Here is a 24,082-nt window from a genome sequence, read left to right as displayed (position 1 = left end):
TCCTGTTTCGGCCCACGGCGTTCCTGTTTCGGCCCACGGCCGGCTTTCGGGGGTAGTGCCCGGCCTGATCCGAACGAAAGACCCTAGCTCTGGTGTCCCTCGTAGTGCGCCACCGCGTCCGCGGTGCGCCCCGCGCCGTACACCTTGAGGAACTCTGCCAGTTCCGGGTGGGTCGGGGCGAGGGAGTCGGCGGCATCGATGATGTCACCGGCGGCCGCGACCGACCGCAGCAGCGACTGGATCTCGCGGACCACGCGCCGGACGGTGGGGGCGCCGCCGGTGGTGGAGGTCTGGCCGGTGCCGGTGAGGACGGAGCCGCCCTGGGACTTCTTGATCTCTTCCATGCGGTCGGTGGCCTCGCCCGCGCTGACGCTGCCGTCCGCGACCTGACTGGCCAGCTCCTGGAGCGCCTGGACGCGCTGGACGACCGCGGGGTTGCCGATCTTCGCCCGCTGGCCGCTCATCAACTGGGAGAGCATGGGGGCGGACAGCCCGAGGACTGCGGCGAGCCGGGCCTGGTTCAGGCCGAGATCATCGATCAGCCGACGGAAGAGCGCACCGAGGGGCTCTCCGTACCAACTGCGCTGAAGCTCCCTGGCTCTTGCCGTTGCCTCTTGCTGCGCTGCGTCCATGGCGTCTCCCCTTCGCTGCGGCTTCGCTGCTGCGAACCTCGACGAGCATCTTACGGAGAGTGGTCGCCGACCGGGAGCCCCCATCTTTTTGCAGGATTCCGGGGAGTACCCGGTACTCTGGTCTGCGGCGGTGGCCGAGACGCTGAAGCGTCTGGGGCTGTCCGTTTTTCGGGGCCTTAGCTCAGTTGGTAGAGCGCTGCCTTTGCAAGGCAGATGTCAGGAGTTCGAATCTCCTAGGCTCCACACATCAACCCCCTCTGACCGGCAAAAACGCGGTCGGAGGGGGTTTTGCGTGCTGTCGTTGTCTGTCGCGTTGTCGGCCGTGCGCTCGCGGCTGAGCGGCAGGGAAAACGGAACCCGCGCCGGAAGACCACGATGTCTTCCGGCGCGGGTTCGTCGTTCGGGAGCCGGTCCAGGAACAGGTTCGGGAGCCGGCTCAGCGGCGGTCGTCCGGGCCGGTGCCGTTCGTGTCCTCCGGGCCGTCCGTCCCGTCGGCCTCCGCCTCGGCCTGCTGGGCCCGGGCCTCGGGGTCGAGCGGGGCCGGGCCGCTGCCGTCGACCGAGGTCAGCGGTGGACGGTCGGAGACCTCCGTGGCAGCGGGCGGTTCGACCAGCCAGTCGGGGTTGGCCTGCTTGTCCCACCACCTCCAGGCGGCATAGGCGGCGCCTGCCACGACGCCGGCCACGACGAGCCCCTTGAACAGCCGCCCGCACTTCGCCCGCCGCTCGTGCTTTCTGGCCAGCTGCCGGATCTCCTTCGCCGTGACCTGCCCGCGCAGCGCGGCCAGCGCGGCGGCGCTGCGGGCCTGGGCCTCCTCGGCCACGGGCTGGGCGACGGCCATGGCGTGCTCGACGCGCGGCACCGTGTAGTCCGCGGCGGTACGGGCCGCCCGGCGGGTGCGGAGCGCGGCGCGCCGGCCGGCCTCGTCGACCTTGGGCGGCACATGGGCGAGGGCAAGTTCGATACGTGGTGCGAGATGCGCGTCGTATTGGACGCGGGCCTGTTGGGCCGCCTTGGACACCTTCGGTGCGAGCCGCGTGCGGGCCTCGTACGCAAGATGTGCGGCCTGGTCCTTGGCCGTGTCGGCGTAGGGCGTCACCACTTCCGCGGCGTGCTGCACGCTGTCCTTCGCCGAGTCGGTTGCGGCGCGCACGCTGTCGATGCGGGTCACGGGATCCTCCTCCTTGGTGGCGGGTAGACACTCCGCCTTTCCGCCCATTTCGAGATCATGCCTGCCGAAGCCCTGCATGGCATGCGGGACGGGCATCCGGGTCATTCAGGTCATGAGTTATGTTTTCTGGCAATACGGTGCAAGGGGAGCTTGTCGACGACAATGCCACGGTTCGCTTCAGCCCGCGCCGCTTCGTCACGCACTTGGCCGCATTTGTTCCTGCGGGAAGCGGCATGGGAGCGGCAGCGGCATGCGAGGCGCGGAATGGGGCAGGGAGGTGAGCGCCACGCGATCGCCGGCGGCGGCCGGGCGGCCGGGGCGCACGGTCCGTGCGAGGATCGGTGAACGTCACTGAAGACTCGGTGAACGTCACTGAAGACTTGGTGAACGTCGCTGAGGACTCAACGTCACCGAAGACTTACGGAAGGCAGATCGTGGCTGAGCAGCTTTACGCCACCTTGAAGACCAACCAGGGCGACATCGAGATCCGGCTTCTGCCGAACCACGCGCCCAAGACGGTCAAGAACTTCGTCGAGCTCGCCAAGGGCGAGCGTGAGTGGACGCATCCCGAGACCGGTAAGAAGTCGACGGACAAGCTGTACGACGGCACCGTCTTCCACCGTGTCATCAGCGGCTTCATGATCCAGGGCGGCGACCCGCTCGGCAACGGCACCGGTGGCCCGGGGTACGAGTTCGCGGACGAGTTCCACCCCGACCTCAGCTTCAACAAGCCGTACCTGCTGGCCATGGCCAACGCCGGCCCGGGCACCAACGGCTCGCAGTTCTTCGTGACCGTTTCGCCGACCGCCTGGCTGACCGGCAAGCACACCATCTTCGGTGAGGTCACCGACTCCGCCAGCCAGAAGGTCGTGGACGCCATCGCCGCCACCCGGACCAACGCCCGCACCGACCGCCCGGTGCAGGACGTCGTGATCGAGTCGGTCGTCATCGAGACCCGATGATCACTTGTGGTCATCGATTGATCACACACTGATTTCCCTTTCGGGAACCAACCGCCCTGCCCGTCCGTACTGATACATAGCGGACGAGCAGGGCGGCGTCGTGCGTGCCGTGCCCGCCATGACGAGGACCGAAGGGACCGGGAAGCGATGGGACCGATGGACCAGCAGCCGCCGGGAGGCAGGGACCAGTCCGCCGCCGCGGACGGCTCGCTCAGCTGCTACCGCCACCCCGGTCGCGAGGCGAACATCTGCTGCACCCGCTGCGAGCGCCCGATCTGCCCCGAGTGCATGATCGACGCCTCGGTCGGCTTCCAGTGCCCGGACTGCGTCCGCCAGGGATCGGGTACGGGACACGGGCCGGCCGCCAACCAGCCGCGCACCGTCGCGGGTGGCGCCCTCACGGCCGATCCCCGCCTCGTCACCAAGATCCTTCTCGGCATCAATGTCGCCGTGTTCCTCGCTGTGCTGGCGAGGGGCACCGCGTTGGTCGACGAGCTGATGCTGCTCGGCCGCGCCACGACCCACTACGGCGGTCCGCTCGAAGGTGTCGCGGAGGGCCAGTGGTACCGACTGGTGACGTCGATGTTCCTGCACCAGGAGGTGTGGCACATCGCGTTCAACATGCTGGGGCTGTGGTGGCTGGGAGGGCCGCTGGAAGCGGCGCTCGGCCGTGCCCGGTACCTCACGCTCTACATGATCTCCGGCCTGGCCGGCAGTGCCCTCACCTACTGGCTCTCCGCGCCCGTGCAGGGCTCGCTCGGAGCCTCCGGGGCGATCTTCGGACTGCTGGGCGCCACCGCCGTGCTCATGCGCCGGCTCAACTACGACATGCGCCCGGTCTTCGCGCTCCTCGCGGTGAACCTGGTCATCACCTTCAACCCCTGGGGCGGAATCGCCTGGCAGGCACATGTCGGCGGTCTGGTCGCGGGCACGCTGATCGCGATCGGCATGGTGCACGCACCGCGCGAGCGGCGCTCACTGGTGCAGTACGGCACCTGCGCTCTGGTCCTGGCGGCCGTGGTCCTCGTCGTCGTCGCCAGAACGGCCGCACTGACCTGAGCGGACATCGCCCCCGGGTCCTCGGGTCCTCGGGCCCTCGGGTCCTCGGGTCCCGGGCCTTTGGGGCGGCTGTCCACAATCGAAGTTGTCCACAGCAGGTACCGGATCTTGTGCATTCTGTGGGTACAACTGTGCCCCTTGTCGCTGAGCTGGGTTTTTCCAGCCGGGACAAGGGGCGTGCCGTCCCCCGATGGGGGAGACTGCAGTCACATCGGCGTCAACCGTCGGTGAGTTATCCACAGATCGTCTGACCTTTTCCCCCGCCTGTGGATAACGCTGTGGGTAACTCGGGGCAAGGGTTGCGGGACGGAGCCCCGCTGTGCACCTAGGAGCGCTGCGGTACTACTTCCACTGCGTGGAGACACCGAAGCCGCCGGCGATGAAGCCGAAGCCGACGACGATGTTCCAGTTCCCCAGATCCTTGATCGGCAGGTCGCCGTCGGTCACATAGAAAACGACGATCCAGGCCAGACCGATCAGGAAGAGCGCCAGCATCACCGGCGCCACCCAGCTGCGGCTGGTCAGCTTTAGGTTGGTTGCCTGCTTCGCCGGAGGGGGCGTGAAGCCGGCCTTCTTGCGGATACGTGACTTCGGCACGAGGGACTCTCCTGTCGATGCGCTGCGTGACCGCGCAGGGAACTGTGGCTGGCGCCGGGGCGGGCTCGAGGGGGAATACTGCCTCCCCCGGGCGTCAGTTAGCGTAGTGCTTCCCTGGCGCCGAAGGAGATAAGGGTACGTTGAGCAATTCTGCCGACTCCCCCCAAGGCCCGGTCCGGCGCACCTTCCGGCACCCGGCCCGCGTGCTCACCGCTGCCGTCTTCGCCCTCGCCGGACTGATCTTCGTCACCAGCGCCAACACGGCCAAGGGCACCAACATCCGCACCGATTCCTCGCTGCTGAAGCTCTCCGATCTCATTCAGCAGCGCAGCAACAAGAACGCCCAGCTGGACGAGACCACCGCGGCCGTGCGCGAGGACATCGACGCCCTCGTCCGGCAGGACGACGGCAGCACCGAGGCGGAGGACGCCCGGCTCAAGGAGCTGGAGCGGGCCGGGGGCACCACGAAGCTCACCGGCCGCTCGGTGTCCGTCACGCTCAATGACGCCCCGCCCAACGCCACCGCCAACCCCGGCTACCCCGACCCGCAACCCAATGACCTGGTCATCCACCAGCAGGACCTGCAGGCGGTCGTCAATGCCCTCTGGCAGGGCGGTGCCCGGGGCATCCAGGTCATGGACCAGCGGCTGATCTCCACCAGCGCGGTGCGCTGCGTCGGCAACACCCTGATCCTCCAGGGCCGGGTCTACTCCCCGCCGTACAAGATCACCGCGGTCGGCGACCCGGGCAAGCTCAAGCAGGCGCTGAACGACTCCCCGGCGATCAGCAACTACCTGCTGTACGTGAAGGCGTACGGGCTCGGCTGGAAAGTCGACGAGCACGAGGCGGTGACTCTTCCCGGCTACTCGGGCACAGTGGACCTCCACTATGCGGAGCCCGTGAAGTAGCTAGCGGCTGTGGGGAGGCCGACCAGGTGTCGGTGCGACTGATCGTCAGGACGTTCAGCGAACTCTGCATCACCGTCGGGGCCCTGATCGTGCTCTTTGTGGTGTACGTGCTGTTCTGGACCGGGGTGAAGGCGGCCGACGCGACCGAGGGGCAGCTCGACACCCTGCGCAGCCGGTGGGCGCAGGGGCCGGTGTCCGCACCCGCGCCGCAGACCTCCCCGACGTCGAAGACGCCGAGGGCACCGAAGACGCCGACATCGAAGGAGCCGCCCGCCCCCGCCGCGTACCGGGACGGCAAGCCGTTCGCGATGCTGTACATACCCCGCTTCGGCAAGGGCTGGGAGTGGCCCGTCCTGGAGAACACCGAGGTCAGGACCTTGCAGAAGGGCCTCGGTCATTACGCGGGGACGGCCCGCCTCGGCGCGAGGGGCAATTTCGCGGTGGCCGGACACCGCCGTACGTACGGGGATCCGTTCAAGGACTTCCCGAAGCTGCGTCCGGGCGACGCGGTGGTGCTGACGGACGGGACGACGTGGTTCACGTACCGCATCGACAAGAAGCCGTACCGGACCGTGCCGAGCGACATCGGGGTCATCGATCCCGTCCCCCGGAAGTCGGGCTTCGACGGGCCGGGCCGCTATCTGACGCTGACCACCTGCGAGCCCGAGTGGGGCAGCAGTCACCGGCTGATCGCCTGGGCGCACCTTGACGCCACCCAGCCTGTGACCGAAGGCAAGCCGGCAGCTTTCCACAGCTGACCCACGCTCCTGCCCCGGCCCTTTAGTCTGGTTCCCGTACCGAATGGAGGGGACAGCATGTACGGCTGGATCTGGCGGCATCTGCCGGGCAACGCATGGGTGCGTGCGCTCATCTCGCTCGTGTTGGCACTGGCCGTCGTCTATGCGCTTTTCCAGTACGTCTTCCCCTGGGCGGAACCGCTGCTTCCGTTCGGTGATGTGACGGTCGACGGCTCGACCGGGACGGAGACCGGCCAGTGAGTGCCCGCATTCTTGTCGTGGACAACTACGACAGCTTTGTCTTCAATCTCGTCCAGTACCTCTACCAGCTCGGCGCCGAATGCGAAGTGCTGCGCAACGACGAGGTGACCACGGCGCACGCCCAGGACGGCTTCGACGGCGTCCTGCTGTCGCCCGGTCCCGGCACCCCGGAGCAGGCGGGCGTGTGCGTCGAGATGGTGCGCCACTGCGCGGCGACGGGCGTCCCGGTCTTCGGGGTCTGCCTGGGGATGCAGTCGATGGCGGTGGCGTACGGCGGCGTGGTGGACCGCGCCCCGGAGCTGCTGCACGGCAAGACCTCGCCGGTGACCCATGAAGGAGCGGGGGTCTTCGCGGGCCTGCCGTCCCCCTTCACCGCGACCCGCTACCACTCGCTCGCCGCCGAACCGGACACCGTCCCGGCGGAGTTGGAGGTGACGGCGCGGACCGCCGACGGCATCATCATGGGGCTGCGCCACCGTGAACTGCCGGTGGAGGGCGTGCAGTTCCATCCGGAGTCGGTGCTGACCGAGCACGGGCACCTGATGTTGGCCAACTGGCTGGCACAGTGCGGCGACACGGGAGCCGTCGCGAGGTCGGCGGGGCTCGCGCCGGTGGTGGGCAAGGCCGTCGCGTGACCGCACTCCGCCCCGAACACGACGCCGGACAGGACGGCCCGTACGAGCAAGGAGCGTACGAGGCCTCAGGCGCGTTCGAGGCGGCGGTCGACCAGCTGGCAGACCCGTTGAACGATCCGCTGCCGGGGCGGCATGCCTCGCCGTGGTTCAGGGCGGGCAACATCCCGGCCGAGGCGGCCGGGACGCCGAGGACGGGGCGGGGACAGCACCGTGCCCCCGACGGACGGGCACAGACGGAACCAGAGGCGCAGACGCAGGCGCAGGCGCCGCGTGGGGTGCAGAGCCCGGAGGGGGCTCCGCGGGAGTGGTACGACCCCGAGGGGTTCGAACGGGACTGGTACGGGCAGCAGGCGCCCGCGCCGACGCCCGCGCCGACGCCCGCGCCGACGCCCGTGGCGTCGCCTGTTGCGGGGCCCCGGGAGCAGCCCGTCCCTCTTCCCTTCCCGCTCGACGACGAGACGGTCGGCCTGCGGACGGCGGACACGCGTCGCCTGGTCGATCAGGCGGCTACGACCCGGCGGCCGGATCCGGCGCCCGTACCGGACAGGGCTGCGGGTCTTGAGCCGGGCCCTGAGCCGGATCTGGATTCAGCTCCGGAATCGGCGAGCGACGCGGAGAGCTCCGCGGAGTCCGCACCGGACCCCGAAGGCACCGATCCGGAACCACGCACCGGAGGCCGCGCCGAACGCCGCCGCGCCGCCAAGGGGCGAGGCCGCCGCCGCGCCGAACAGCGGCCGGAGACGGTGGCGTCGGCCGCCACGCAGGCCGACAAGCCGATGTCACGCATCGAGGCACGGCGTGCGGCGCGCGCGGCCAAGGACAGCCCGGCCGTGGTGGCCAGCCGGGTCACCGGTGAGCTGTTCATCACGCTCGGTGTGCTGATGCTGCTCTTCGTCACCTATCAGCTGTGGTGGACGAACGTGCGCGCCGACCAGTACGCCGGCAAGGAGGCGCACAAGATCCAGGACGACTGGGCGAAGGGCGACCGCAACCCCGGCGTGTTCGAAGCGGGGCAGGGATTCGCCATCATCCACATCCCCAAGCTGGATGTGGTCGCTCCGATCGCCGAGGGCATCAGCAAGGAGAAGGTCCTCGACCGGGGCATGGTCGGCCACTACGGCGAGGGCGCGCTCCGCACCGCGATGCCGTCGGCCAAGCAGGGCAACTTCTCCCTGGCCGGCCATCGCAACACCCACGGCGAGCCGTTCCGCTACATCAACCGGCTGAGCCCCGGCGACCTGATCGTGGTCGAGACGCAGGGCGCGTACTACACGTACGAGACAGCGAGGACCCTGCCGCAGACATCGCCGTCCAACGTCTCGGTGATCGATCCGGTGCCACGCGGTTCCGGGTTCACCGGGCCGGGCCGGTACATCACTCTGACGACCTGTACGCCGGAATTCACGAGTACGTACCGTTTGATCGTCTGGGGCAAGATGGTCGACGAACGACCGCGCAGCAAGGGGAAGCCCGACGCGCTCGTGGGCTGAATCATCATCACGACAGGGGCGGGTGCGGTGACAGCGAGGACCGAGGACGAAGAGCGAATCGGCGAGTCCGCGCCCCCGCCTCGGCGCCGGGGCCGCCATTCCGTCGCGACCGTGATCAGTGTCTTCGGCGAACTGCTGATCACCGCGGGCCTGGTGCTGGGACTCTTCGTCGTCTACTCCCTCTGGTGGACGAATGTGCTCGCCGACCGTGAGGCCACCAAGCAGGGCCACACCATCCGCGACCGCTGGGCGGGCGGACCGGGCGCGCTGGACACGAAGGACGGCATCGGCTTCCTGCACGTCCCGTCGATGAAGAACGGCGAGGTGCTGGTCAAGAAGGGCACCGACACCGAGAGCCTCAACAACGGCATCGCGGGCTACTACACGGACCCGGTGAAGTCGGCCCTCCCGTGGGACAAGAAGGGCAACTTCACCCTGGCCGCCCACCGCGACGGGCACGGTGCCAAGTTCCACAACATCGACAAGGTGAAGACCGGGGACGCGGTCGTCTTCGAGACCAAGGACACCTGGTACGTCTACAAGGTCTTCAAGGAGCTTCCCGAGACGTCGAAGTACAACGTCGACGTTCTGCAGGCGGTGCCGAAGGGATCGGGCGCGAAGAAACCCGGCCGCTACATCACGCTGACGACCTGCACGCCGGTCTACACGTCGAAGTACCGCTACATCGTGTGGGGCGAGCTGGTGCGTACGGAGAAGGTGGACAAGGACCGCACGAAGCCGGCGGAGCTGCGCTAGCCGATACGTTGAGCCGGGCCCGAAGTCGCAACCAGCCTTTGCGACTTCGGGCCCTTCTCTCTGCCTGGCGACTGCTGCTTCAGGACCGGGAGCGGTACTCCGGCGCTCCACTTTTCGAGGTGAGCGCGGTCGACGAGGGTGATGCCGTAGGTCTCGGCGATGGCACGTGCCTCAGGTGCGAAGGAGGCAGTGGCTACGAAGAGAGCCACATCGGCCCTGTGCTGGATGGAAGAGGCGCCGAGGAACTTCTGCAACTCGCCGCTCCACACCGGACGGTAGGGCGCGAAGCTCTTGCACTGCACGACGATGCTGCAGCCGTCCGCGGTCACTTCTGTGACGTCCACGCCTCGGTCGCCGGGGCCGTTGTGCACCACGACGTCCGTGCACCCGTCGTGGCGGAGCAGTTGAGCACCTCGGTCCGGCTGGGTGCCTGAACCCCCCAAGTCGCCCCACCGGTCCAACGATTCGGTGCATATGAAGACAGGATCGCTTTACGGTCGCATGTGCGGTTTGCGAGGAACGGTTTGCAAGGAACAAGGAATCTGTCGTGGCGGGCACAGCAAAGGGCCCCGGTCGCCGTGTGGCGCCGGGGCCCGATGGGGCGGTGTGTCCGGGTCAGCGTCGTGAGCCGGACGGGCCGCCGAAGATGTTGCCGTCTCCACCGCCCGGCATGGTCTGGACGTTGACCGCGCTGTTCTTGTCGACCGGCTGTCCCGAGCCGGGCTGGAAGGCGACGATCTTCGCCTTGTCGTCATTCGGCCCCTGCACCTGGCCGAGCTGCAGACCCGCCCCGGCAAGCAGGGCCTTTGCCTCCGCGAGGGTCTTGCCCTGCAGATCGGGAACCGTGGTCTTCTCCGGCTGCTGCGGGCCCTTCGAGACCGTCAGCACGATCTGGGCGGTCAGCGGCTGCATCGAGTCGGCGAGCGGCGTCTGGCTGATGACCTGGTTCGCGGGCTTCTCCGAATCGACGTCGGTCCTGGAGACGTTCTTGAAGCCCAGGCCATTGAGCTGTGCCACGGCGGCGTCGTAGTCCCGGTCGGCGACGTTCGGCACCTTCTGGGTGGCCTGCTTGGCGACCGTGATCGTGACTTCGGAGTTCCGCTCGGCCTTCGAGTTGCCCGCGGGGTCCTGCTCGATGACCGTACCCGCGCTCTTCTCGGACTCGACCGCGGTGACGTTCACCGTGAAGCCCTTGTCCTCAAGATCCTTGCGGGCGGTCGCCTCCGTCTTCTCCACGACGTCCGGGACCTCGACCTTGTGTGCCCCGGTGGAGACGACGACCGTGACGACGTCCTTCTTCTCCATCTTGCCGTCGGCGGTCGGGCTCTGGCTGCAGATCTTGCCCTTGGGCTGCTCCTCGCACGGTTCGCGCGAGCCGATCTTCAGGACGATGTCGGAACTCTCCGCGAGTTTCTGTGCTTTCTCCACGGTCGAGCCGACCAAGTTCGGCACATCGACCCCGCTGTCGGTGTCCTTGCTGCTGAACACCGACTGGCCGATCAGGATCGCGCCGATCAGCACCAGGACACCCGCGACGATCAGCAGGATCGTCGAGGTGTTGCTCTTCTTCTGGCGGCGGCGGTCCGGGCGGTCGTCGTAGCCGTAGCCGCCGTCGTCCGGGTTGACCGGGGGAAGCATGGACGTGGGCGCGCCGTTCTGGTCGGCGGCGCGCAGCGCGGTGGTCGGCTGGTCGTTGCCGTATCCGTCGTAGCCGCCGTAACCGGCCGCACCCATCGCCGCGGTGGCGGCGACCGGCTGACCGTCGAGGCAGGCCTCGATGTCGGCGCGCATCTCGTCGGCCGACTGGTAGCGGTAGTCGGGGTCCTTGACCAGAGCCTTCAACACGATCGCGTCCATTTCGGGCGTGATCTCGGCGTCGAAGTTGCTGGGCTTCTGCGGCTCTTCCCGTACGTGCTGGTAGGCGACCGCGACCGGTGAGTCCCCGATGAAGGGCGGCCGGACCGTCAGCAGCTCGTAGAGCAGACAGCCGGTCGAGTAGAGGTCGGAGCGCGCGTCGACCTGCTCGCCCTTGGCCTGCTCCGGAGAGAGGTACTGGGCGGTGCCGATGACGGCGGCGGTCTGGGTCATCGTCATTCCGGAGTCGCCCATGGCGCGGGCGATGCCGAAGTCCATGACCTTGACCTGACCGGTGCGCGTCAGCATGACGTTCGCCGGCTTGATGTCGCGGTGGACGATACCGGCGCGGTGCGAGTACTCCAGCGCCTGGAGGATGCCGACGGTCATCTCAAGGGTGCGCTCGGGCAGCAACTTGCGGCCGGAGTGCAGGAGTTCCCTGAGCGTCGACCCGTCGACGTACTCCATCACGATGTACGGGATGGAGACCCCGTCGACGTAGTCCTCGCCGGTGTCGTAGACGGCGACGATCGCCGGGTGGTTGAGCGAGGCGGCGGACTGGGCCTCACGGCGGAACCGGGCCTGGAAGGACGGATCGCGGGCCAGATCGGCCCGGAGCGTCTTCACGGCCACGGTGCGGCCGAGCCGGGTGTCGTGTGCGAGGTAGACCTCGGCCATGCCACCACGGCCGAGCACCGAGCCCAGCTCGTACCGGCCGCCGAGGCGACGCGGCTCTTCCATAACTGTTCCAGCCCTCTCCGTCAGTCCCGACCGCACCGGTGTGTGGTCCGGCGGTGTGCTGCTCGCGCATACGCTACCGGCCGCGCACTACCTGATCGGTCCGGAGTCCGGACCTGATATCTGACCGGTATCCCAATGTGCAGGTATGGCACCCGATGTGACGGGCATCACTTCTTGCTGTCGATGACCGCCTTCATGACATCCCGCGCGATCGGGGCGGCCAGGCCACCACCGGAGATGTCGTCGCGGTTGGCCTGGCTGTCCTCGACGACCACGGCGACGGCGACCGGTGAGCCGCTGTCGGTCTTGGCGTACGAGATGAACCAGGCGTACGGATTCTCGCTGTTGTTCAGACCGTGCTGGGCCGTACCGGTCTTGCCACCCACAGTGACGCCGTCGATGAGGGCGTTGGTTCCCGTGCCGTTCTTGACGACGGTCTCCATCATCTGCTGGAGCTTCTGCGCGTTCTCACCCGAGAGGGGCTGGCTGAACTGCTCCTTCTCGTGGGTGTAGATCACGTCGAGGTTGGGGGCCTGGCGCTGAGCGACCATGTAGGGCTGCATCAGCTTGCCGTCGTTGGCGACGGCCGCGGCGACCATCGCCATCTGGAGCGGGGTGGCGCGGTTGGACGCCTGGCCGATGCCGGCCATGGCGTTCTGCGGCCGGTTGTCCTTGGGGTAGATGCTGGCGTCGGCGCGTACCGGGGTGAAGATCTCCTCGTTGAAGCCGAACTTGTTGGCCTCGTCGATCATCTTCTGGTTGCCGAGATCGTCACTGATCTTGCCGAAGACGGTGTTGCAGGACCACCGCAGCGCTTCCCGGAGCGAGGCGTTCTCGCACGGGATGTTGCCCTCGTTCTCGAGGTTTCCGGTGGTCAGCGGGAGCCGCCAGGGCAGCGGAGAGTCCGTTTTGTCGTCGATCCCCTTGTACAGCCCGTTCTCCAGAGCCGCGGCGGCGGTGACGACCTTGAAGGTCGAGCCGGGCGGGTAGGTCTCGCGCAATGCCCGGTTGAGCATCGGCTTGTCCTTGTCCTTCAGGAGCTGCTGCCGGGCCTCTGCGTCCTTGAGGGAATTGCCCGCGAAGGCCGAGGGATCGTACGAAGGAGTGCTGACCAGGGCAAGGATGGCGCCGGTCTGCGGGTCGATCGCGGCTACGGCACCCTTCTTGTTGCCGAGTCCCTTGAAGGCGGCCTTCTGAGCGGCGCCGTTGAGGGTGGTGACGATGTTGCCGCCGGTCTTCTTCTCGCCGGTGAAGAGAGACAGCGTGCGGTCGAAGAACAGCTGGTCGCTGTTGCCGGTGAGGATTCCGTCCTCGAGGCTCTCCAGCTGCGAGGCGTCGAACGCCTGCGAGGAGTAGCCCGTGACGGGGGCCCACATGGGGCCGTTCTTCCAGACCCGCTTGTATTTGAAGTCGCTGCCCGTGGTTTCGACGGACCCGGTGACGGGTTTCCCGTCGACGATGATGTTGCCGCGCTCGTGTGCGTACCGCTCGATCTGGACGCGGCGGTTGTGCTCGTTCCCGTTCAGCTCGTCGGCGCGAACGTACTGGAGCCAGTTGACACGGACCAGGAGAGCGAGGACGAGCAGCCCGCAGAAGATCGCAATCCTGCGAAGGGGCTTGTTCACGGTCGGACCACCTGGGTCATCTCTGCGTCGGGTGACGGGGCTGGGGCCGGTGCGGGGCGGCGCGCGGTATCGCTGATACGGAGCAGAATGCCGATCAGGGCCCAGTTGGCGATCACCGACGACCCACCCGCCGCGAGGAACGGCATGGTCATACCGGTCAGCGGAATGAGTCCCATGACACCGCCGGCGACGACGAAGACCTGGATGGCGAAGGATCCGGAGAGCCCGATCGCGAGGAGCTTGCCGAAGGGGTCGCGGGCGGCGAGGGCAGTACGGACACCGCGCTCGACGATCAGACCGTAGACAAGCAGGATGGCCATCATTCCGGCGAGGCCCAGCTCCTCGCCGACGGTGGCGAGGATGAAGTCGGAGTTGGCTGCGAAGCCGATCAGGTCGGAGTTGCCCTGGCCGAGCCCGGTGCCGAGGGTGCCGCCGGAGCCGAAGGCCATCAGGGACTTGGCCATCTGCTCGCTCGCGTCTTCCTTGCCCCAGCCCGCGAAGGGGTCGAGCCAGGCAGTGACGCGCTGCTGGACGTGCGGTTCGAACGCGGCGACACCGACGGCGCCGGCTGCGGACATCAGCAGACCGAAGACGATCCAGCTGGTGCGCTCGGTGGCCACGTACAGCATCACGACGAACATGCCGAAGAACAGCAGGGACGAGCCCAGGTCGGTCTCGAAGACCAGGATCAGGATCGAGAAGGCCCAGACCATGAGGATGGGGCCGAGGTCACGGCCCCGAGGGAGATAGAGGCCCATGAAACGGCGGCTGGCCAGGGCCAGCGCGTCGCGCTTGACCATGAGATAGCCGGCGAAGAACACCGCAATGATGATCTTGGCGAACTCCCCTGGCTGGATCGTGCCGACGCCCGGGATCTTGATCCAGATCTTGGCGCCGTTCACCGCGGGGAAGAACATCGGAAGGATCAGGAGGAACAGCGCCACCAGCATGGAGATGTAGGTGTAGCGCTGCAGGATGCGGTGGTCCTTGAGGGCCACCAGTACGACGACGAGCAGCCCGACGCCGACAGCGGAGAACATCAACTGCTTGGACGCGGCGGGTGCGAACGTCGTCAGTGCCTGGAATCTCTCCGACTGGTCCAGACGCCAGATGATGGCCAGTCCCAGTCCGTTCAGCAGCGTCGCCAGTGGCAGCAGCAGCGGGTCCGCGTACGGGGCGAACCTACGGACGGCGAGGTGGCCGATGCCGCCGAGCAGGGCGAGTCCGAGCCCGTATCCGAGCATGCCGGAGGGCAGTTCGCCGTTGAGGGCGAGCCCGACATTGGCGTAGGCGAACACCGAGATGGCGACGGCGAAGACCATCAACATCAGTTCGGTGTTGCGCCGGCTCGGTGCGTCGATCGCGCCGATCGTGGTCGTATTGGTGACAACGCTCATGGTGCTGAAGGCCCCCTACGGCTTTACTGCTTACCGCACTGCGGGACCAGCTTTTTCTCTTCCTCCGAGAGGCTGGGACCAGGAGTGGGAGTCGCTGCGGTCGGCTTGGTCTTGGCGGCCTTGGACGCGGCGGACGTCTTGGTGGCGTCCGTGTCCGTGCCGCCGGCTTGGTTCTCGTCAGGGCGGGCGTTGTTCTCGGCCGCGCGGCGCTGGGCGTCCTTCTTGCAGGCGCTTGCCTGGAGAGCGAGTTCGCTGATCTTCTCGCGGGCTGCGGTGAGGTTGCCCTCGGCGATGGTCGCCTCGACCTTTTTGCGCTGGTAGGGCGGGAGGTACTTGAGTTCGATCTCGGGGTGGTCCTTCTCGACCTTCGAGAGCGAGACCCAGGCCAGGTCCTGGCTGATGCCGCGGAAGAGCGCGATGTGTTCGTTCTTCGCGCCGACGTAGAACTGGTTCTGGGTCCAGCGGTAGCCGCCGTAGAGACCGCCGCCGATGACGGCGAGCGCCAGCACGGTGTAGAGGGATCTCTTCAGCCACTTGCGGCCGCCGCCGGGCTTGACGAAGTCGTCGTCGGTGTACGCGTCGAACGAGCCGTCGGGCATTCCGCCGTAGCCGCCGACGCCGTCGCCGCTTCCGGGCGGGCCGAAGCCTCCCGAGGGCGGCGGTACGGGGCGGCCCAGGCCGGCTGCCCGTCCGGCGGGGGTCTGCATGGCGGCCGTGCTCTCAGCGGCGCTCATCTGCGCAGCCTGGTTCTCGGCGACCGCGCCGACGACGACCGGGGTGTCGTTGAACTGTGCGGCCAGGGTGTCGTTGCTGTCGACGTCGAGGACATCGGCGACGATGCAGGTGATGTTGTCGGGGCCGCCGCCGCGCAGAGCGAGCTGGATCAGCTCCTGGATGGTCTCCTGAGGACCCTGGTAGCTGGCGAGCGTCTCTTCCATCGTCTGATGGGAGACGACGCCGGACAGTCCGTCGGAGCAGATCAGGTAACGGTCGCCGACCCGGACCTCACGGATGGAGAGATCGGGTTCGACATGTTCGCCACTGCCCAGTGCACGCATCAGAAGGGCGCGCTGCGGGTGGGTGGTGGCCTCTTCCTCGGTGATCCGGCCTTCGTCGACGAGCCGCTGCACCCAGGTGTGGTCCTGGGTGATCTGGGTGAGTACGCCGTCGCGCAGCAGGTACGCGCGGGAGTCGCCGACGTGGACGAGGCCGAGGCGCTGGCCGGTCCAGAGCAGGGCGGTGAGCGTGGTGCCCATGCCCTCCAGCTGGGGGTCCTCCTCGACCATCATGCGCAGTTGGTCGTTGGCCCGCTGGACCGCGGTACCGAGCGAGGTGAGGATGTCCGAGCCCGGGACGTCGTCGTCGAGCTGGACGATTGAGGAGATCACCTCGGAGCTGGCGACCTCGCCGGCTGCCTGACCGCCCATGCCGTCGGCGATGGCGAGAAGGCGCGGTCCGGCGTAGCCGGAGTCCTCGTTGCCGTCCCGGATCATGCCCTTGTGCGATCCGGCGGCGAAGCGCAGGGAAAGACTCATGCGCACCTCGCCCGTCGGCTCGGGGTACAGCCGGTCTCGAGCCACACTGCCCACCCTCCGGTCGGGAGCCGGGCGGGGTCCGTTGCCCGGACCGCCGCGGCTCGCTCGCTCCGCTCGCTCATTGTCGTACTACTTCCGCAGCTCGATGACGGTCTTGCCGATCCGGATCGGCGCGCCCAGCGGAACAGGTGTCGGGGTGGTGAGTCGGGTCCGGTCGAGATACGTGCCGTTGGTGGACCCGAGATCCTCGACGATCCACTGGCCGTCACGGTCGGGGTAGATCCTGGCATGCCTGCTGGACGCGTAGTCGTCGTCCAGCACGATCGTTGAATCGTGCGCCCGGCCCAGCGTGATGGTCTGCCCCTGGAGGGCCACCGTGGTGCCGGTGAGGCTGCCCTCGGAGACGACCAGCTTTGTGGGTGCTCCCCGGCGCTGGCGGCCTGGCTGCTGGCGTTGCTGCGGCGGTGCCGCGGCATTCTGGCGTGCCTGTGGAGGCCGTGCGTCGTTCGCGTTGCGGCGTGAGCCGCGCTGCGTGACGCGCGTTCCGAACAGGTCGCTGCGGATGACCTGGACGGCCACGATCACGAACAGCCACAGAACAGCCAGGAAACCTAGCCGCATGACCGTCAGGGTCAGCTCTGACATTGCCCCCGCTTCACCCTTCGGCTTGCCGGTAAACGATGGTGGTGCTGCCCACGACGATCCGCGAGCCGTCGCGGAGCGTAGCGCGGGTGGTGTGCTGCCCGTCTACCACGATGCCGTTGGTAGATCCGAGATCCTGGATCGTCGAGGGCGTTCCGGTCCGGATCTCACAGTGCCGACGCGATACGCCGGGGTCGTCGATCCGCACGTCGGCGTCGGTGCTGCGTCCCAGCACCAGCGTCGGGCGGGAGATCTGATGGCGGGTGCCGTTGATCTCGATCCAGCGTCGCACCTGCGCGTTCGGCAGGGGGCTGGGCCCGGCCGGCGGGTGCCGGTCGGTGCTGGGGGCTCCGGACCTGCCGGCGCCCGGCGGCGGGGCCGCGGGCATGGGAGGGGCGGAGCTGGGCGGGTATCCGTAGCCGCCGGTGGGTTGCGGGGACCGGCCCGGGCCCGGGTGGGGGGGCTGGCCCTGCAGTCCTTGGCGGCCCTGGGGGTCCTGCTGTGACGAACTCGACGCCAGGGTGCGGCTGCGTACCCGGTAGAGCCCGGTGTCGAGGTCGTCGGCCTTCTCCAGGTGGACCTTGATGGGGCCCATGAAGGTGTACCGCTGCTGCTTGGCGTAGTCGCGGACCAGCCCGGAGAGTTCGTCGCCCAACTGGCCGGAGTACGGGCTGAGACGCTCGTAGTCCGGGGTGCTGAGCTCCACGATGAAGTCGTTGGGGACGACGGTCCGCTCGCGGTTCCAGATCGTTGCGTTGTTGTCGCACTCGCGCTGGAGGGCTCCTGCGATCTCGACCGGCTGGACCTCGGACTTGAAGACCTTGGCGAAGGTGCCGTTGACCAGACCTTCGAGACGCTGCTCGAAACGCTTCATGACTCCCATGGGGCACCTCCTCCGTCGTAGTCGTCCCTGTACTGCTTACTGATCGTATCCACGCGTCGGGAAATCGGCTGGTTCCCCTTGTCTGCCCTGTGGATGAGTGTCACCTCTCACACGGATCGTAGAGGCGGCCCCCTCACAGTGTCCCGCACCCGGGGTGCACACAGGAGGAGTGGGGGCGGCCGCTCGGCGTTCCCGGTTCCCGTCGGTCGGCCGGTGAAACAACGGATGTGAATCCACCCTGTCCAGCGTGCTAATCTTCCGGATGTCGCCAGGGAATCGCACCAAGCGGTGCGAGAGTCTGGAAACACCACTCTTGCGCGAGTGGCGGAACGGCAGACGCGCTGGCTTCAGGTGCCAGTGTCCTTAGGGACGTGGGGGTTCAAATCCCCCCTCGCGCACAAGAGAGAAGCCCCACAGGCCAACGGTCTGTGGGGCTTCTTCGTTCCCGGGTTCCGGTTTCACGTGAAACGTCGGATTCGAGGCGTTCTGCGGGTTGATAGGGCTTACGAGTCGTACGAGCCGTACGAGCTCTACGGGGTGTATATGGGGAGACGGGGCTGGATCAGGCCCCAGGGCTCTGCGGGGTGGCCGTGGTGATGTTGCCCGCTGAGTTGTAGCGCAGCAGGTACTCCGCGAACCGGGCGAGATCTTCCTCCGTCCAGTACGCGAGGCGCTCCTGGTAGGCCGTGCGGCGGCTGGCCTGCGTGGAGGCGAGGGCCTGGGTTCCGGCCGCGGTGGGGTGCAGTACCTGGATCCGGTGGTCGTCGGGGTCCGGGTGGCGCTCGACCAGTCCCAGTTTCTCCAGGGCGCCGATCTGCCGGCTGACCGTCGATTTGTCCAGCATGTAGTGCGCGGCCAGATCTGTGGCGCGGCAGCCGTGCCGGTCGTCGATGTGCGCCAGCAGCGTGTACGAGACCAGAGAGAGCTCCGGATGGAGGCGGGCCGCCGCGGCCCGCGCGCGGCGCGCAAAGACGGTCAGTTCTCGCTGGATGACGTCCAGTGACTCTTCACGTTCCTCGGGGCTGCCTGGCACTGTTCCGCCTTCCGTCTCGCGGTTCCCGAATTTCAGTTGTGTAATACAACTAGTTAGGAGTTGTAAAAGCCAACTATTGCAGTGTTCTGCATGTCCACAGGCCCGAGTGCCGCCGACCGCCGGCTCCACCGCCGCCGCTCTCCGTCATGTACTGGGCCATTTCGTCACGCGACTGCTGATGTGCATCGGTATGGGGCTCGCCTGTCTCGGGGCCTTCCATGCCCCGGAGCCGCACGATCTTCGGGTGGACGTGGTCGGTTCGGGGCCGAGCGCGCAGGTGCTCGCGCAGACGCTGCAGGACAAGAGTGACGGGGCGCTGAGCGTACGTACCGTTCCCGACCGCGCCGCGGCGGTGAACCACTTCAAGACGCAGGCGAGTTATGGCGCCTACCTGCCGGGGAAGAACCCCGAGCTGCTCGTGGCCGGCGCGTCCTCCGACACCAGTGCCACGGTGGTCGAGAGGTGTTCACCAAGGTCGCCGCCGGACAGGGTGACCCGCTGAAGGTGACGGACACGGTGCCGACCGCGGACGGCGATCCGACCGGCCAGGGAATCTTCTTCCTGCTGGTCGCGGTGAGCATCGGCTCGGAGTCGAAGCGGCGGAAGGCCGGGGTGGAGGCGGCAGCGGCCGGCACCGACGTCGTCGCCGGTTCTGCCGAGGCCGGCGGAGCACACGGGCCGAAGTACGCCGCCAGGACCGGGGCCGGGGCCCGGACCGAGGCGGGCGACGAGGAGGAGATCGAGGAGGAGATGGAAGAGGCCGTCGGCGTCTGACCAGGGCGGATCGTTGTCCACAGGCCGCAGGGTGTGTTTTCCACAGGGGCAGACGGCTTTCGGTCGTCGGCGGTACCTTCGTCGCAATTGATCTGCGACGAGGCGTCGGGCCGGGAGCGCAGGGCGAGAGCGGGGGAGGCTGCGCGCCATGGGTGAGATCGAAGCGACAGTGCCGGTTCAGCGGGCCGTGACAGGTGATCCGCGTATTCCGGTCGTGCCCGGATTCGCGCGGCGGGCGGCTGTGGCGGGCGGGGGCGCGGCGCAGTCGCCGAGGGAGGAGGGCAAGGCGCTGCGCGAGCGGGTGCCCAGGGCCTCGCACGCGTTCCTGGACCTTCCGGCCGGGCGGCCCGACGCGGTGCAGGCGGTCGAGGAGTCGAGCCGGGGCAGAGTGCCCTCCCTCGCCCCGATCCGGGTGGGGCGGATGGCGGCCACACCCTTTGCCTTTCTGCGCGGCTCGGCCGGGCTGATGGCCCATGACCTGGTGGGCGCACCGGTCAGCGGGGTGGGTGCCCAGCTCTGCGGCGATGCGCACGCGGCCAATTTCGGGCTGTACGGCGATGCGAGGGGCAGCCTGGTCATCGATCTGAACGACTTCGACGAGACCGTGTTCGGCCCATGGGAATGGGACCTCAAGCGGCTGGCCACCTCGCTGGTGCTCGCGGGGCGCGAGGCCGGGGCGGACGAGGACGCCTGCCGGCAGGGCGCGTACGACACGGTGGGCGCGTACCGGCGGACGATGCGACTGCTGGCCAAGTTGCCCGCGCTCGACGCCTGGAACGCCATCGCGGACGAGGAGTTGGTCTCGCACACGGATGCGCGGGATCTCCTCGGCACTCTGGAGCGGGTCTCGGAGAAGGCCCGCAACAACACCAGCGCCCGCTTCGCGGCCAAGTCCACCGAGGATTCCGGGGACGGCGGACGCCGCTTCATCGACGCGCCGCCGGTGCTGCGGCGGGTGCCGGACGAGGAGGTCGCGGCGGTCGCGGCGGGACTCGGCGACTATCTGGGCACGATCTCGGAGGACCGGGTTCCGCTCCTCGCCCGGTACGCGATCCACGACGTGGCGTTCCGGGTGGTCGGTACCGGGAGCGTCGGCACCCGGTCGTACGTGGTGCTCCTGCTCGATCACCGTGGTGAGCCCCTGGTGCTGCAGGTGAAGGAGGCGCGGCGCTCCGTGCTGGCGCCGTACTTGCCGGCTGTCGGCTTCGATGTGCCGGAGGTGGCGCACGAGGGGCACCGGGTGGTGCTCGGGCAGAAGCGGATGCAGGTCGTCAGCGACATCCTGCTGGGCTGGACGACGGTGGACGGGCGCCCGTTCCAGGTACGGCAGTTCAGGAACCGCAAGGGCAGTGTGGATCCGGCGGCACTGGCAGCCGATCAGGTCGACGACTACGGCCGGATGACCGGTGCGCTGTTGGCGCGGGCCCATGCGCACAGCGCGGATCCGCGGCTGATCGCGGGCTACTGCGGCAAGAACGAGGAACTGGACGAGGCGGTGGCGGCGTTCGCGGTGACCTACGCGGACCGTACGGAGGCGGACCACGCGGAGTTGGTGCGGGCCATCGGTTCGGGGCGGATAGCCGCCGAACTGGGCGTCTGAGGGGCATCGGGCCGACCGTGCGTCCTCGGGACGTGGGCCGTGGCCATACGCTGGACGGGTGACCCACGAAGCCGCCGGGGTGCCGACCACCCGGAACGACGATGACCGGCAGGACAACGACCGGCAGCGCGAGCAGCATGCCCAGAACGAGCAGTGCGGGCAGGGCGAGCCGCTTGAGCAGCACGGTCGGCAGGCCGGTGCCGGTTCGGAGAACAGCGCCGGAGACGGGGCTGCCGATGGGGCGGCGGGCGGGGACGCCGGCGGGGGGACGGGTGGTCGTGCTGAGGGGGAGCGGCCAGAGGCTCGGCTCGCGAGGGCGGTTCGGGTGGCGGAGCAGGCGCTGATCGAGTTCGAGATCGCGGTGGAGACCTTCCGGGTCGAGGTGGAGAACTTCTCCCGGCTGCATCACCAGAAGCTCGGGCCCATGTACACCCGCCTCGATGAGCTCGATGCGCAGATCGCGGAGGCCCGGGCCGCCAGGACGGGCGACCCGGAAGACATCCGTAAAGCGCAGGAGGCCCGGGCGATCGTGATGCCGATGCCGGGCGTCGACGAGTTGTTCCACGACTGGATCGACTCCGACGGGCTGTCCCCCGAGGCCGCGGCGATGCTGACCGAACAGCCGGTCCGGCCGCCCAAGCGGGTCCGGCCGACCGAGGAGGCGCGCAAGCTCTACCGCGACCTGGCACGCCGGGCCCACCCGGACCTGGCGCAGGACGAGACGGAGCGGGCCCGCCGGGACGAGTTCATCGCCCGCGTGAACGCCGCATACGGGCGGGGGGACGAGGCGCTCCTGATGGAGCTGGCGCAGGAGTGGGCGGCGGGCCCGGTGACCCCGGAGACGGAGCTCAGCGAGAGTGAGGAGCTCTACGCCCGGCTGAACTGGCTGACCCAGCGCAAGGAGCTTCTGACGGTGCTCGCCCAGGAGCTGGAGGAGAGCGCGATCGGGGCCATGCTGCGGATGGCGCCGGACGATCCCGACCGGCTGCTCGACGAGATCGCCGAGCAGTTGCTGGGCGAGGTCGCGCAGCGCGAGGCGGAGCTGGCGGGCATGGTGCAGTAGCGTTCCAGGTGACTCTGGAGCGTACGTACGAGAGAAGGCATGACCCATGAATTTCGCCCCGCTGCCCTCGGTGGATGTCGCGGCGGTTCCGTCGGACGGCTTCGTGCTGGACGTCCGGGAGGACAACGAATGGGCGGCCGGGCATGTCGAGGGCGCCCTGCACATTCCGATGAGCGACTTCGTGGCCCGCTTCGGCGAGCTGACCGAGGCCGCTGACGACGGCCAGCGCGTGCACGTCATGTGCCGGGTCGGTGGCCGGTCGGCCCAGGTCACCCAGTACCTGGTGCAGCAGGGCATCGACGCCGTGAACATCGACGGCGGGATGCTCGCCTGGGACGGTGCCGGACGCCCGATGGTCACGGAGAGCGGCAACCCGGCCTTCGTGCTCTGAGCCGGGGAGCCGTTCTGTCAGGAGCTGCTCTGCCGGGGAGCTGTTTCGCGGGTGGTGGCGTGGTGGTCCGGCGGATCGGCCGGCCGGGCCTGTTTGCCGTTCGACCGGTGTCAGCCGAGGAGATGGGCGGCCAGAAGGTCGCCCAGTGCCTCCTCGTGTGCCGCTGCCGGGCCGAGGGACAGCTCGATCTGCTTCGCCCAGGCGTGAAAGCGGTGCAGCGGGTAGTCCGTGTCCGCGCCGAACCCGCCGTGAAGGTGCTGTGCCGTCTGCACGACCCGGCGGACACCGTCCGACGCCCAGATCTTCGCCACGGCAATGTCGCCCTCGGCAGGCAGCGTCCCGTCGGCCCCGGTGGAGATCCGCCAGGCCGCCTGCCAGAGCGTCACTTCCATGGCCCGTAGGTCGATGTACCGGTCCGCGGCCTGTACCGCGACGGACTGGAAGGTCGCCACCGGGAAGCCGAACTGCTCGCGCTTGCCGGTGTATTCGCTCGTCATGGCGAGCACGGCCTCACCCAGGCCCAGTGCGAGCGCGCATGTCCCGGTGGTGAGGAGGGCGCGCAGCCACTCCCAGGCCCCGGCGCTGTCGATCAGTGCGTGGCCGTCGATCCGTACTGATTCGAGCCGGACCTCGGCGGACCGTTCACCGCTGGTGGAGACCTGCTCGGCCAGGGCGACGCCGTCCTGGGTGGGCCGGATCAGGGCGACGACCGCCCGGCCCTCGTCCGTGTGGGCCGGAATCGCGATCCAGTCCGCTGCCTGCGCCCACGGCACTGCTGACTGCATTCCGTCGAGCACCCAGCCGGCAGTCTCGTCGACGGCGTCACCGGCGGCATCATCGGGCACTTCGTCCGTCCGGACGGTTCGTGTTGTCGTCTCCTGGCGGGCGGTGACGGCGAGTTCGGCCGGATCGTGGCCGGAGCGGCCGTTGGACCCGACCGTGAGGACCAGTTCGCCCCGGCCGATCCGGGGCAGCAACTCGGCGGCCAGCCGCGGGTCTCCGTACCGCTGGAGTGCCATTGCGACCGCGCACGTCTCCAGCAACGGCACTCTCGCGAGCACCTTGGCGGACTCGCGCAACACCAGGCAGAGCGCGACGAGATCGAGCCCGGCCCCGCCGTGCTCCGGCGACAGCGTCAGACTCAGCAGATCGCTGGAGGCAAGCCTGGCCCACAGCGGGCGGTCGATGTCCTCGGCCACCGCGCCCGGCACGAGAGCGGGGCTGGGGACCCCGTCCGGTGCGACTCCTGAGAAGACCGCTCGCGCTGCCTCCGCGGCCGCCTGCTGTTCCTCGGTGAAGGTGAAGTCCACTGCCCTGGCCTCCCGTTGACCGATGC

At 68.4% G+C, this 24,082-nt stretch carries 23 protein-coding genes, 2 tRNA genes and 1 pseudogene; 14 read left to right on the top strand and 12 right to left on the bottom strand.

Annotated elements, in window-relative coordinates:
- Positions 1–83: 83 nt before the first annotated feature.
- On the bottom strand, positions 84–632 hold the full coding sequence (locus OG978_RS20430) for a helix-turn-helix domain-containing protein (protein WP_326766613.1): 549 nt from the start codon (positions 630–632) through the stop codon (positions 84–86).
- Between the two features lie 170 nt (positions 633–802).
- Between OG978_RS20430 and OG978_RS20425 the strand changes: the two genes are divergently transcribed.
- Positions 803–875: transfer RNA gene (locus OG978_RS20425), tRNA-Ala, on the top strand.
- A 193-nt stretch (positions 876–1,068) separates the two neighbouring features.
- On the opposite strand, the gene OG978_RS20420 is transcribed toward OG978_RS20425, so the two are convergent.
- Positions 1,069–1,803, bottom strand: coding sequence for a DUF5324 family protein (locus OG978_RS20420; RefSeq protein ID WP_326766612.1), 735 nt, complete (start codon positions 1,801–1,803; stop codon positions 1,069–1,071).
- 434 nt (positions 1,804–2,237) lie between these two features.
- Between OG978_RS20420 and OG978_RS20415 the strand changes: the two genes are divergently transcribed.
- Together OG978_RS20415 and OG978_RS20410 are read left to right on the top strand one after the other, a co-directional pair.
- Positions 2,238–2,765 carry a peptidylprolyl isomerase gene (locus OG978_RS20415; protein ID WP_326766611.1) on the top strand — a complete coding sequence of 176 codons (528 nt, stop codon included), beginning with the start codon at positions 2,238–2,240 and terminating at the stop codon, positions 2,763–2,765.
- A 156-nt stretch (positions 2,766–2,921) separates the two neighbouring features.
- A complete protein-coding gene (locus OG978_RS20410) occupies positions 2,922–3,824 on the top strand; it encodes a rhomboid family intramembrane serine protease (protein WP_326770099.1) in 903 nt (300 codons plus the stop codon).
- Positions 3,825–4,166: 342 nt separating this feature from the next.
- Here the strand turns inward: OG978_RS20410 and crgA are convergent, their stop codons facing one another.
- Positions 4,167–4,421 (bottom strand): cell division protein CrgA, encoded by a 255-nt coding sequence (gene crgA / locus OG978_RS20405; RefSeq protein WP_326766610.1) that lies wholly within the window; start codon positions 4,419–4,421, stop codon positions 4,167–4,169.
- 140 nt (positions 4,422–4,561) lie between these two features.
- On the opposite strand from crgA, the gene OG978_RS20400 reads away from it, so the two are divergent.
- The 6 genes from OG978_RS20400 to OG978_RS20375 are packed head-to-tail and all read left to right on the top strand — an operon-like array spanning position 4,562 to position 9,208.
- Positions 4,562–5,329, top strand: a complete 768-nt coding sequence (locus tag OG978_RS20400; RefSeq protein WP_326766609.1) for a DUF881 domain-containing protein — start codon at positions 4,562–4,564, stop codon at positions 5,327–5,329.
- Positions 5,330–5,355: 26 nt separating this feature from the next.
- On the top strand, positions 5,356–6,087 hold the full coding sequence (locus OG978_RS20395; protein WP_326766608.1) for a class E sortase: 732 nt from the start codon (positions 5,356–5,358) through the stop codon (positions 6,085–6,087).
- 57 nt (positions 6,088–6,144) lie between these two features.
- Positions 6,145–6,327, top strand: a complete 183-nt coding sequence (locus OG978_RS20390) for a hypothetical protein (protein ID WP_326766607.1) — start codon at positions 6,145–6,147, stop codon at positions 6,325–6,327.
- Positions 6,324–6,962: an aminodeoxychorismate/anthranilate synthase component II gene (locus OG978_RS20385; protein WP_189543053.1), complete on the top strand. Its 639-nt coding sequence runs from the start codon at positions 6,324–6,326 to the stop codon at positions 6,960–6,962. Before OG978_RS20390 ends, OG978_RS20385 begins: the two co-directional genes overlap by 4 nt.
- A complete protein-coding gene (locus tag OG978_RS20380) occupies positions 6,959–8,452 on the top strand; it encodes a class E sortase (RefSeq protein ID WP_326766606.1) in 1,494 nt (497 codons plus the stop codon). The genes OG978_RS20385 and OG978_RS20380 overlap by 4 nt, the downstream gene beginning before the upstream one ends.
- Before the next feature lie 27 nt (positions 8,453–8,479).
- Entirely contained in the window at positions 8,480–9,208 is a 729-nt protein-coding gene (locus tag OG978_RS20375; RefSeq protein ID WP_326766605.1) for a class E sortase, read from the top strand.
- On the opposite strand, the gene OG978_RS20370 is transcribed toward OG978_RS20375, so the two are convergent.
- The 7 genes from OG978_RS20370 to OG978_RS20340 form a co-directional block, all read right to left on the bottom strand.
- Complete coding sequence (locus OG978_RS20370) at positions 9,205–9,651, bottom strand: restriction endonuclease (RefSeq protein ID WP_326766604.1); 447 nt, start codon at positions 9,649–9,651, stop codon at positions 9,205–9,207. The two genes, OG978_RS20375 and OG978_RS20370, sit on opposite strands and share 4 nt — an antisense overlap.
- Positions 9,652–9,823: 172 nt before the next feature.
- A complete protein-coding gene (gene pknB, locus OG978_RS20365) occupies positions 9,824–11,803 on the bottom strand; it encodes a Stk1 family PASTA domain-containing Ser/Thr kinase (protein ID WP_326766603.1) in 1,980 nt (659 codons plus the stop codon).
- Between the two features lie 167 nt (positions 11,804–11,970).
- Positions 11,971–13,428, bottom strand: a complete 1,458-nt coding sequence (locus OG978_RS20360; protein ID WP_326766602.1) for a penicillin-binding transpeptidase domain-containing protein — start codon at positions 13,426–13,428, stop codon at positions 11,971–11,973.
- Complete coding sequence (locus tag OG978_RS20355) at positions 13,425–14,825, bottom strand: FtsW/RodA/SpoVE family cell cycle protein (RefSeq protein ID WP_326766601.1); 1,401 nt, start codon at positions 14,823–14,825, stop codon at positions 13,425–13,427. The genes OG978_RS20360 and OG978_RS20355 overlap by 4 nt, the downstream gene beginning before the upstream one ends.
- A gap of 23 nt (positions 14,826–14,848) precedes the next feature.
- Positions 14,849–16,360, bottom strand: coding sequence for a Stp1/IreP family PP2C-type Ser/Thr phosphatase (locus tag OG978_RS20350; RefSeq protein WP_326766600.1), 1,512 nt, complete (start codon positions 16,358–16,360; stop codon positions 14,849–14,851).
- Positions 16,361–16,489: 129 nt separating this feature from the next.
- The gene (locus OG978_RS20345; protein ID WP_326766599.1) at positions 16,490–17,005 is read right to left on the bottom strand and encodes an FHA domain-containing protein FhaB/FipA; all 516 of its coding nucleotides are present in this window, start codon (positions 17,003–17,005) and stop codon (positions 16,490–16,492) included.
- 10 nt (positions 17,006–17,015) lie between these two features.
- Positions 17,016–17,885, bottom strand: a complete 870-nt coding sequence (locus OG978_RS20340; protein ID WP_326766598.1) for a DUF3662 and FHA domain-containing protein — start codon at positions 17,883–17,885, stop codon at positions 17,016–17,018.
- Between the two features lie 315 nt (positions 17,886–18,200).
- Between OG978_RS20340 and OG978_RS20335 the strand changes: the two genes are divergently transcribed.
- Positions 18,201–18,283 (top strand) — tRNA-Leu (locus tag OG978_RS20335).
- Between the two features lie 164 nt (positions 18,284–18,447).
- On the opposite strand, the gene OG978_RS20330 is transcribed toward OG978_RS20335, so the two are convergent.
- Positions 18,448–18,918 (bottom strand): MarR family winged helix-turn-helix transcriptional regulator, encoded by a 471-nt coding sequence (locus OG978_RS20330; RefSeq protein ID WP_326766597.1) that lies wholly within the window; start codon positions 18,916–18,918, stop codon positions 18,448–18,450.
- 90 nt (positions 18,919–19,008) lie between these two features.
- On the opposite strand from OG978_RS20330, the pseudogene OG978_RS20325 reads away from it, so the two are divergent.
- The 4 genes and pseudogenes from OG978_RS20325 to OG978_RS20310 all read left to right on the top strand — a co-directional run.
- Positions 19,009–19,506, top strand: a pseudogene (locus OG978_RS20325) (hypothetical protein); the annotation flags it as partial.
- Positions 19,507–19,840: 334 nt separating this feature from the next.
- Positions 19,841–21,292 (top strand): DUF2252 domain-containing protein, encoded by a 1,452-nt coding sequence (locus OG978_RS20320; protein ID WP_326766596.1) that lies wholly within the window; start codon positions 19,841–19,843, stop codon positions 21,290–21,292.
- 58 nt (positions 21,293–21,350) lie between these two features.
- Positions 21,351–22,355 carry a J domain-containing protein gene (locus OG978_RS20315; RefSeq protein ID WP_326766595.1) on the top strand — a complete coding sequence of 335 codons (1,005 nt, stop codon included), beginning with the start codon at positions 21,351–21,353 and terminating at the stop codon, positions 22,353–22,355.
- Positions 22,356–22,401: 46 nt separating this feature from the next.
- Complete coding sequence (locus tag OG978_RS20310) at positions 22,402–22,746, top strand: rhodanese-like domain-containing protein (RefSeq protein WP_326766594.1); 345 nt, start codon at positions 22,402–22,404, stop codon at positions 22,744–22,746.
- Positions 22,747–22,856: 110 nt separating this feature from the next.
- Here OG978_RS20310 and OG978_RS20305 read toward each other — a convergent pair whose 3' ends face one another.
- Positions 22,857–24,056: an acyl-CoA dehydrogenase family protein gene (locus OG978_RS20305; protein WP_326766593.1), complete on the bottom strand. Its 1,200-nt coding sequence runs from the start codon at positions 24,054–24,056 to the stop codon at positions 22,857–22,859.
- Positions 24,057–24,082: the final 26 nt, after the last annotated feature.

Source organism: Streptomyces sp. NBC_01591 (assembly GCF_035918155.1).
Classification (GTDB): Bacteria; Actinomycetota; Actinomycetes; order Streptomycetales; family Streptomycetaceae; genus Streptomyces.
The sequence above is the reverse complement of the archived record's forward strand: the minus strand, read 5'-3'. Positions and strand labels throughout refer to the sequence as shown.

What these genes read in the sequence shown, in the direction of transcription:
- OG978_RS20430 (WP_326766613.1), bottom strand. Translation starts at nt 632, where the DNA reads ATGGACGCAGCGCAGCAAGAGGCAACGGCAAGAGCCAGGGAGCTTCAG.
- OG978_RS20410 (WP_326770099.1), top strand. Translation starts at nt 2,922, where the DNA reads ATGGACCAGCAGCCGCCGGGAGGCAGGGACCAGTCCGCCGCCGCGGAC.
- OG978_RS20390 (WP_326766607.1), top strand. Translation starts at nt 6,145, where the DNA reads ATGTACGGCTGGATCTGGCGGCATCTGCCGGGCAACGCATGGGTGCGT.
- pknB (WP_326766603.1), bottom strand. Translation starts at nt 11,803, where the DNA reads ATGGAAGAGCCGCGTCGCCTCGGCGGCCGGTACGAGCTGGGCTCGGTG.
- OG978_RS20355 (WP_326766601.1), bottom strand. Translation starts at nt 14,825, where the DNA reads ATGAGCGTTGTCACCAATACGACCACGATCGGCGCGATCGACGCACCG.
- OG978_RS20350 (WP_326766600.1), bottom strand. Translation starts at nt 16,360, where the DNA reads ATGAGTCTTTCCCTGCGCTTCGCCGCCGGATCGCACAAGGGCATGATC.
- OG978_RS20345 (WP_326766599.1), bottom strand. Translation starts at nt 17,005, where the DNA reads ATGTCAGAGCTGACCCTGACGGTCATGCGGCTAGGTTTCCTGGCTGTT.
- OG978_RS20340 (WP_326766598.1), bottom strand. Translation starts at nt 17,885, where the DNA reads ATGGGAGTCATGAAGCGTTTCGAGCAGCGTCTCGAAGGTCTGGTCAAC.
- OG978_RS20320 (WP_326766596.1), top strand. Translation starts at nt 19,841, where the DNA reads ATGGGTGAGATCGAAGCGACAGTGCCGGTTCAGCGGGCCGTGACAGGT.
- OG978_RS20310 (WP_326766594.1), top strand. Translation starts at nt 22,402, where the DNA reads ATGAATTTCGCCCCGCTGCCCTCGGTGGATGTCGCGGCGGTTCCGTCG.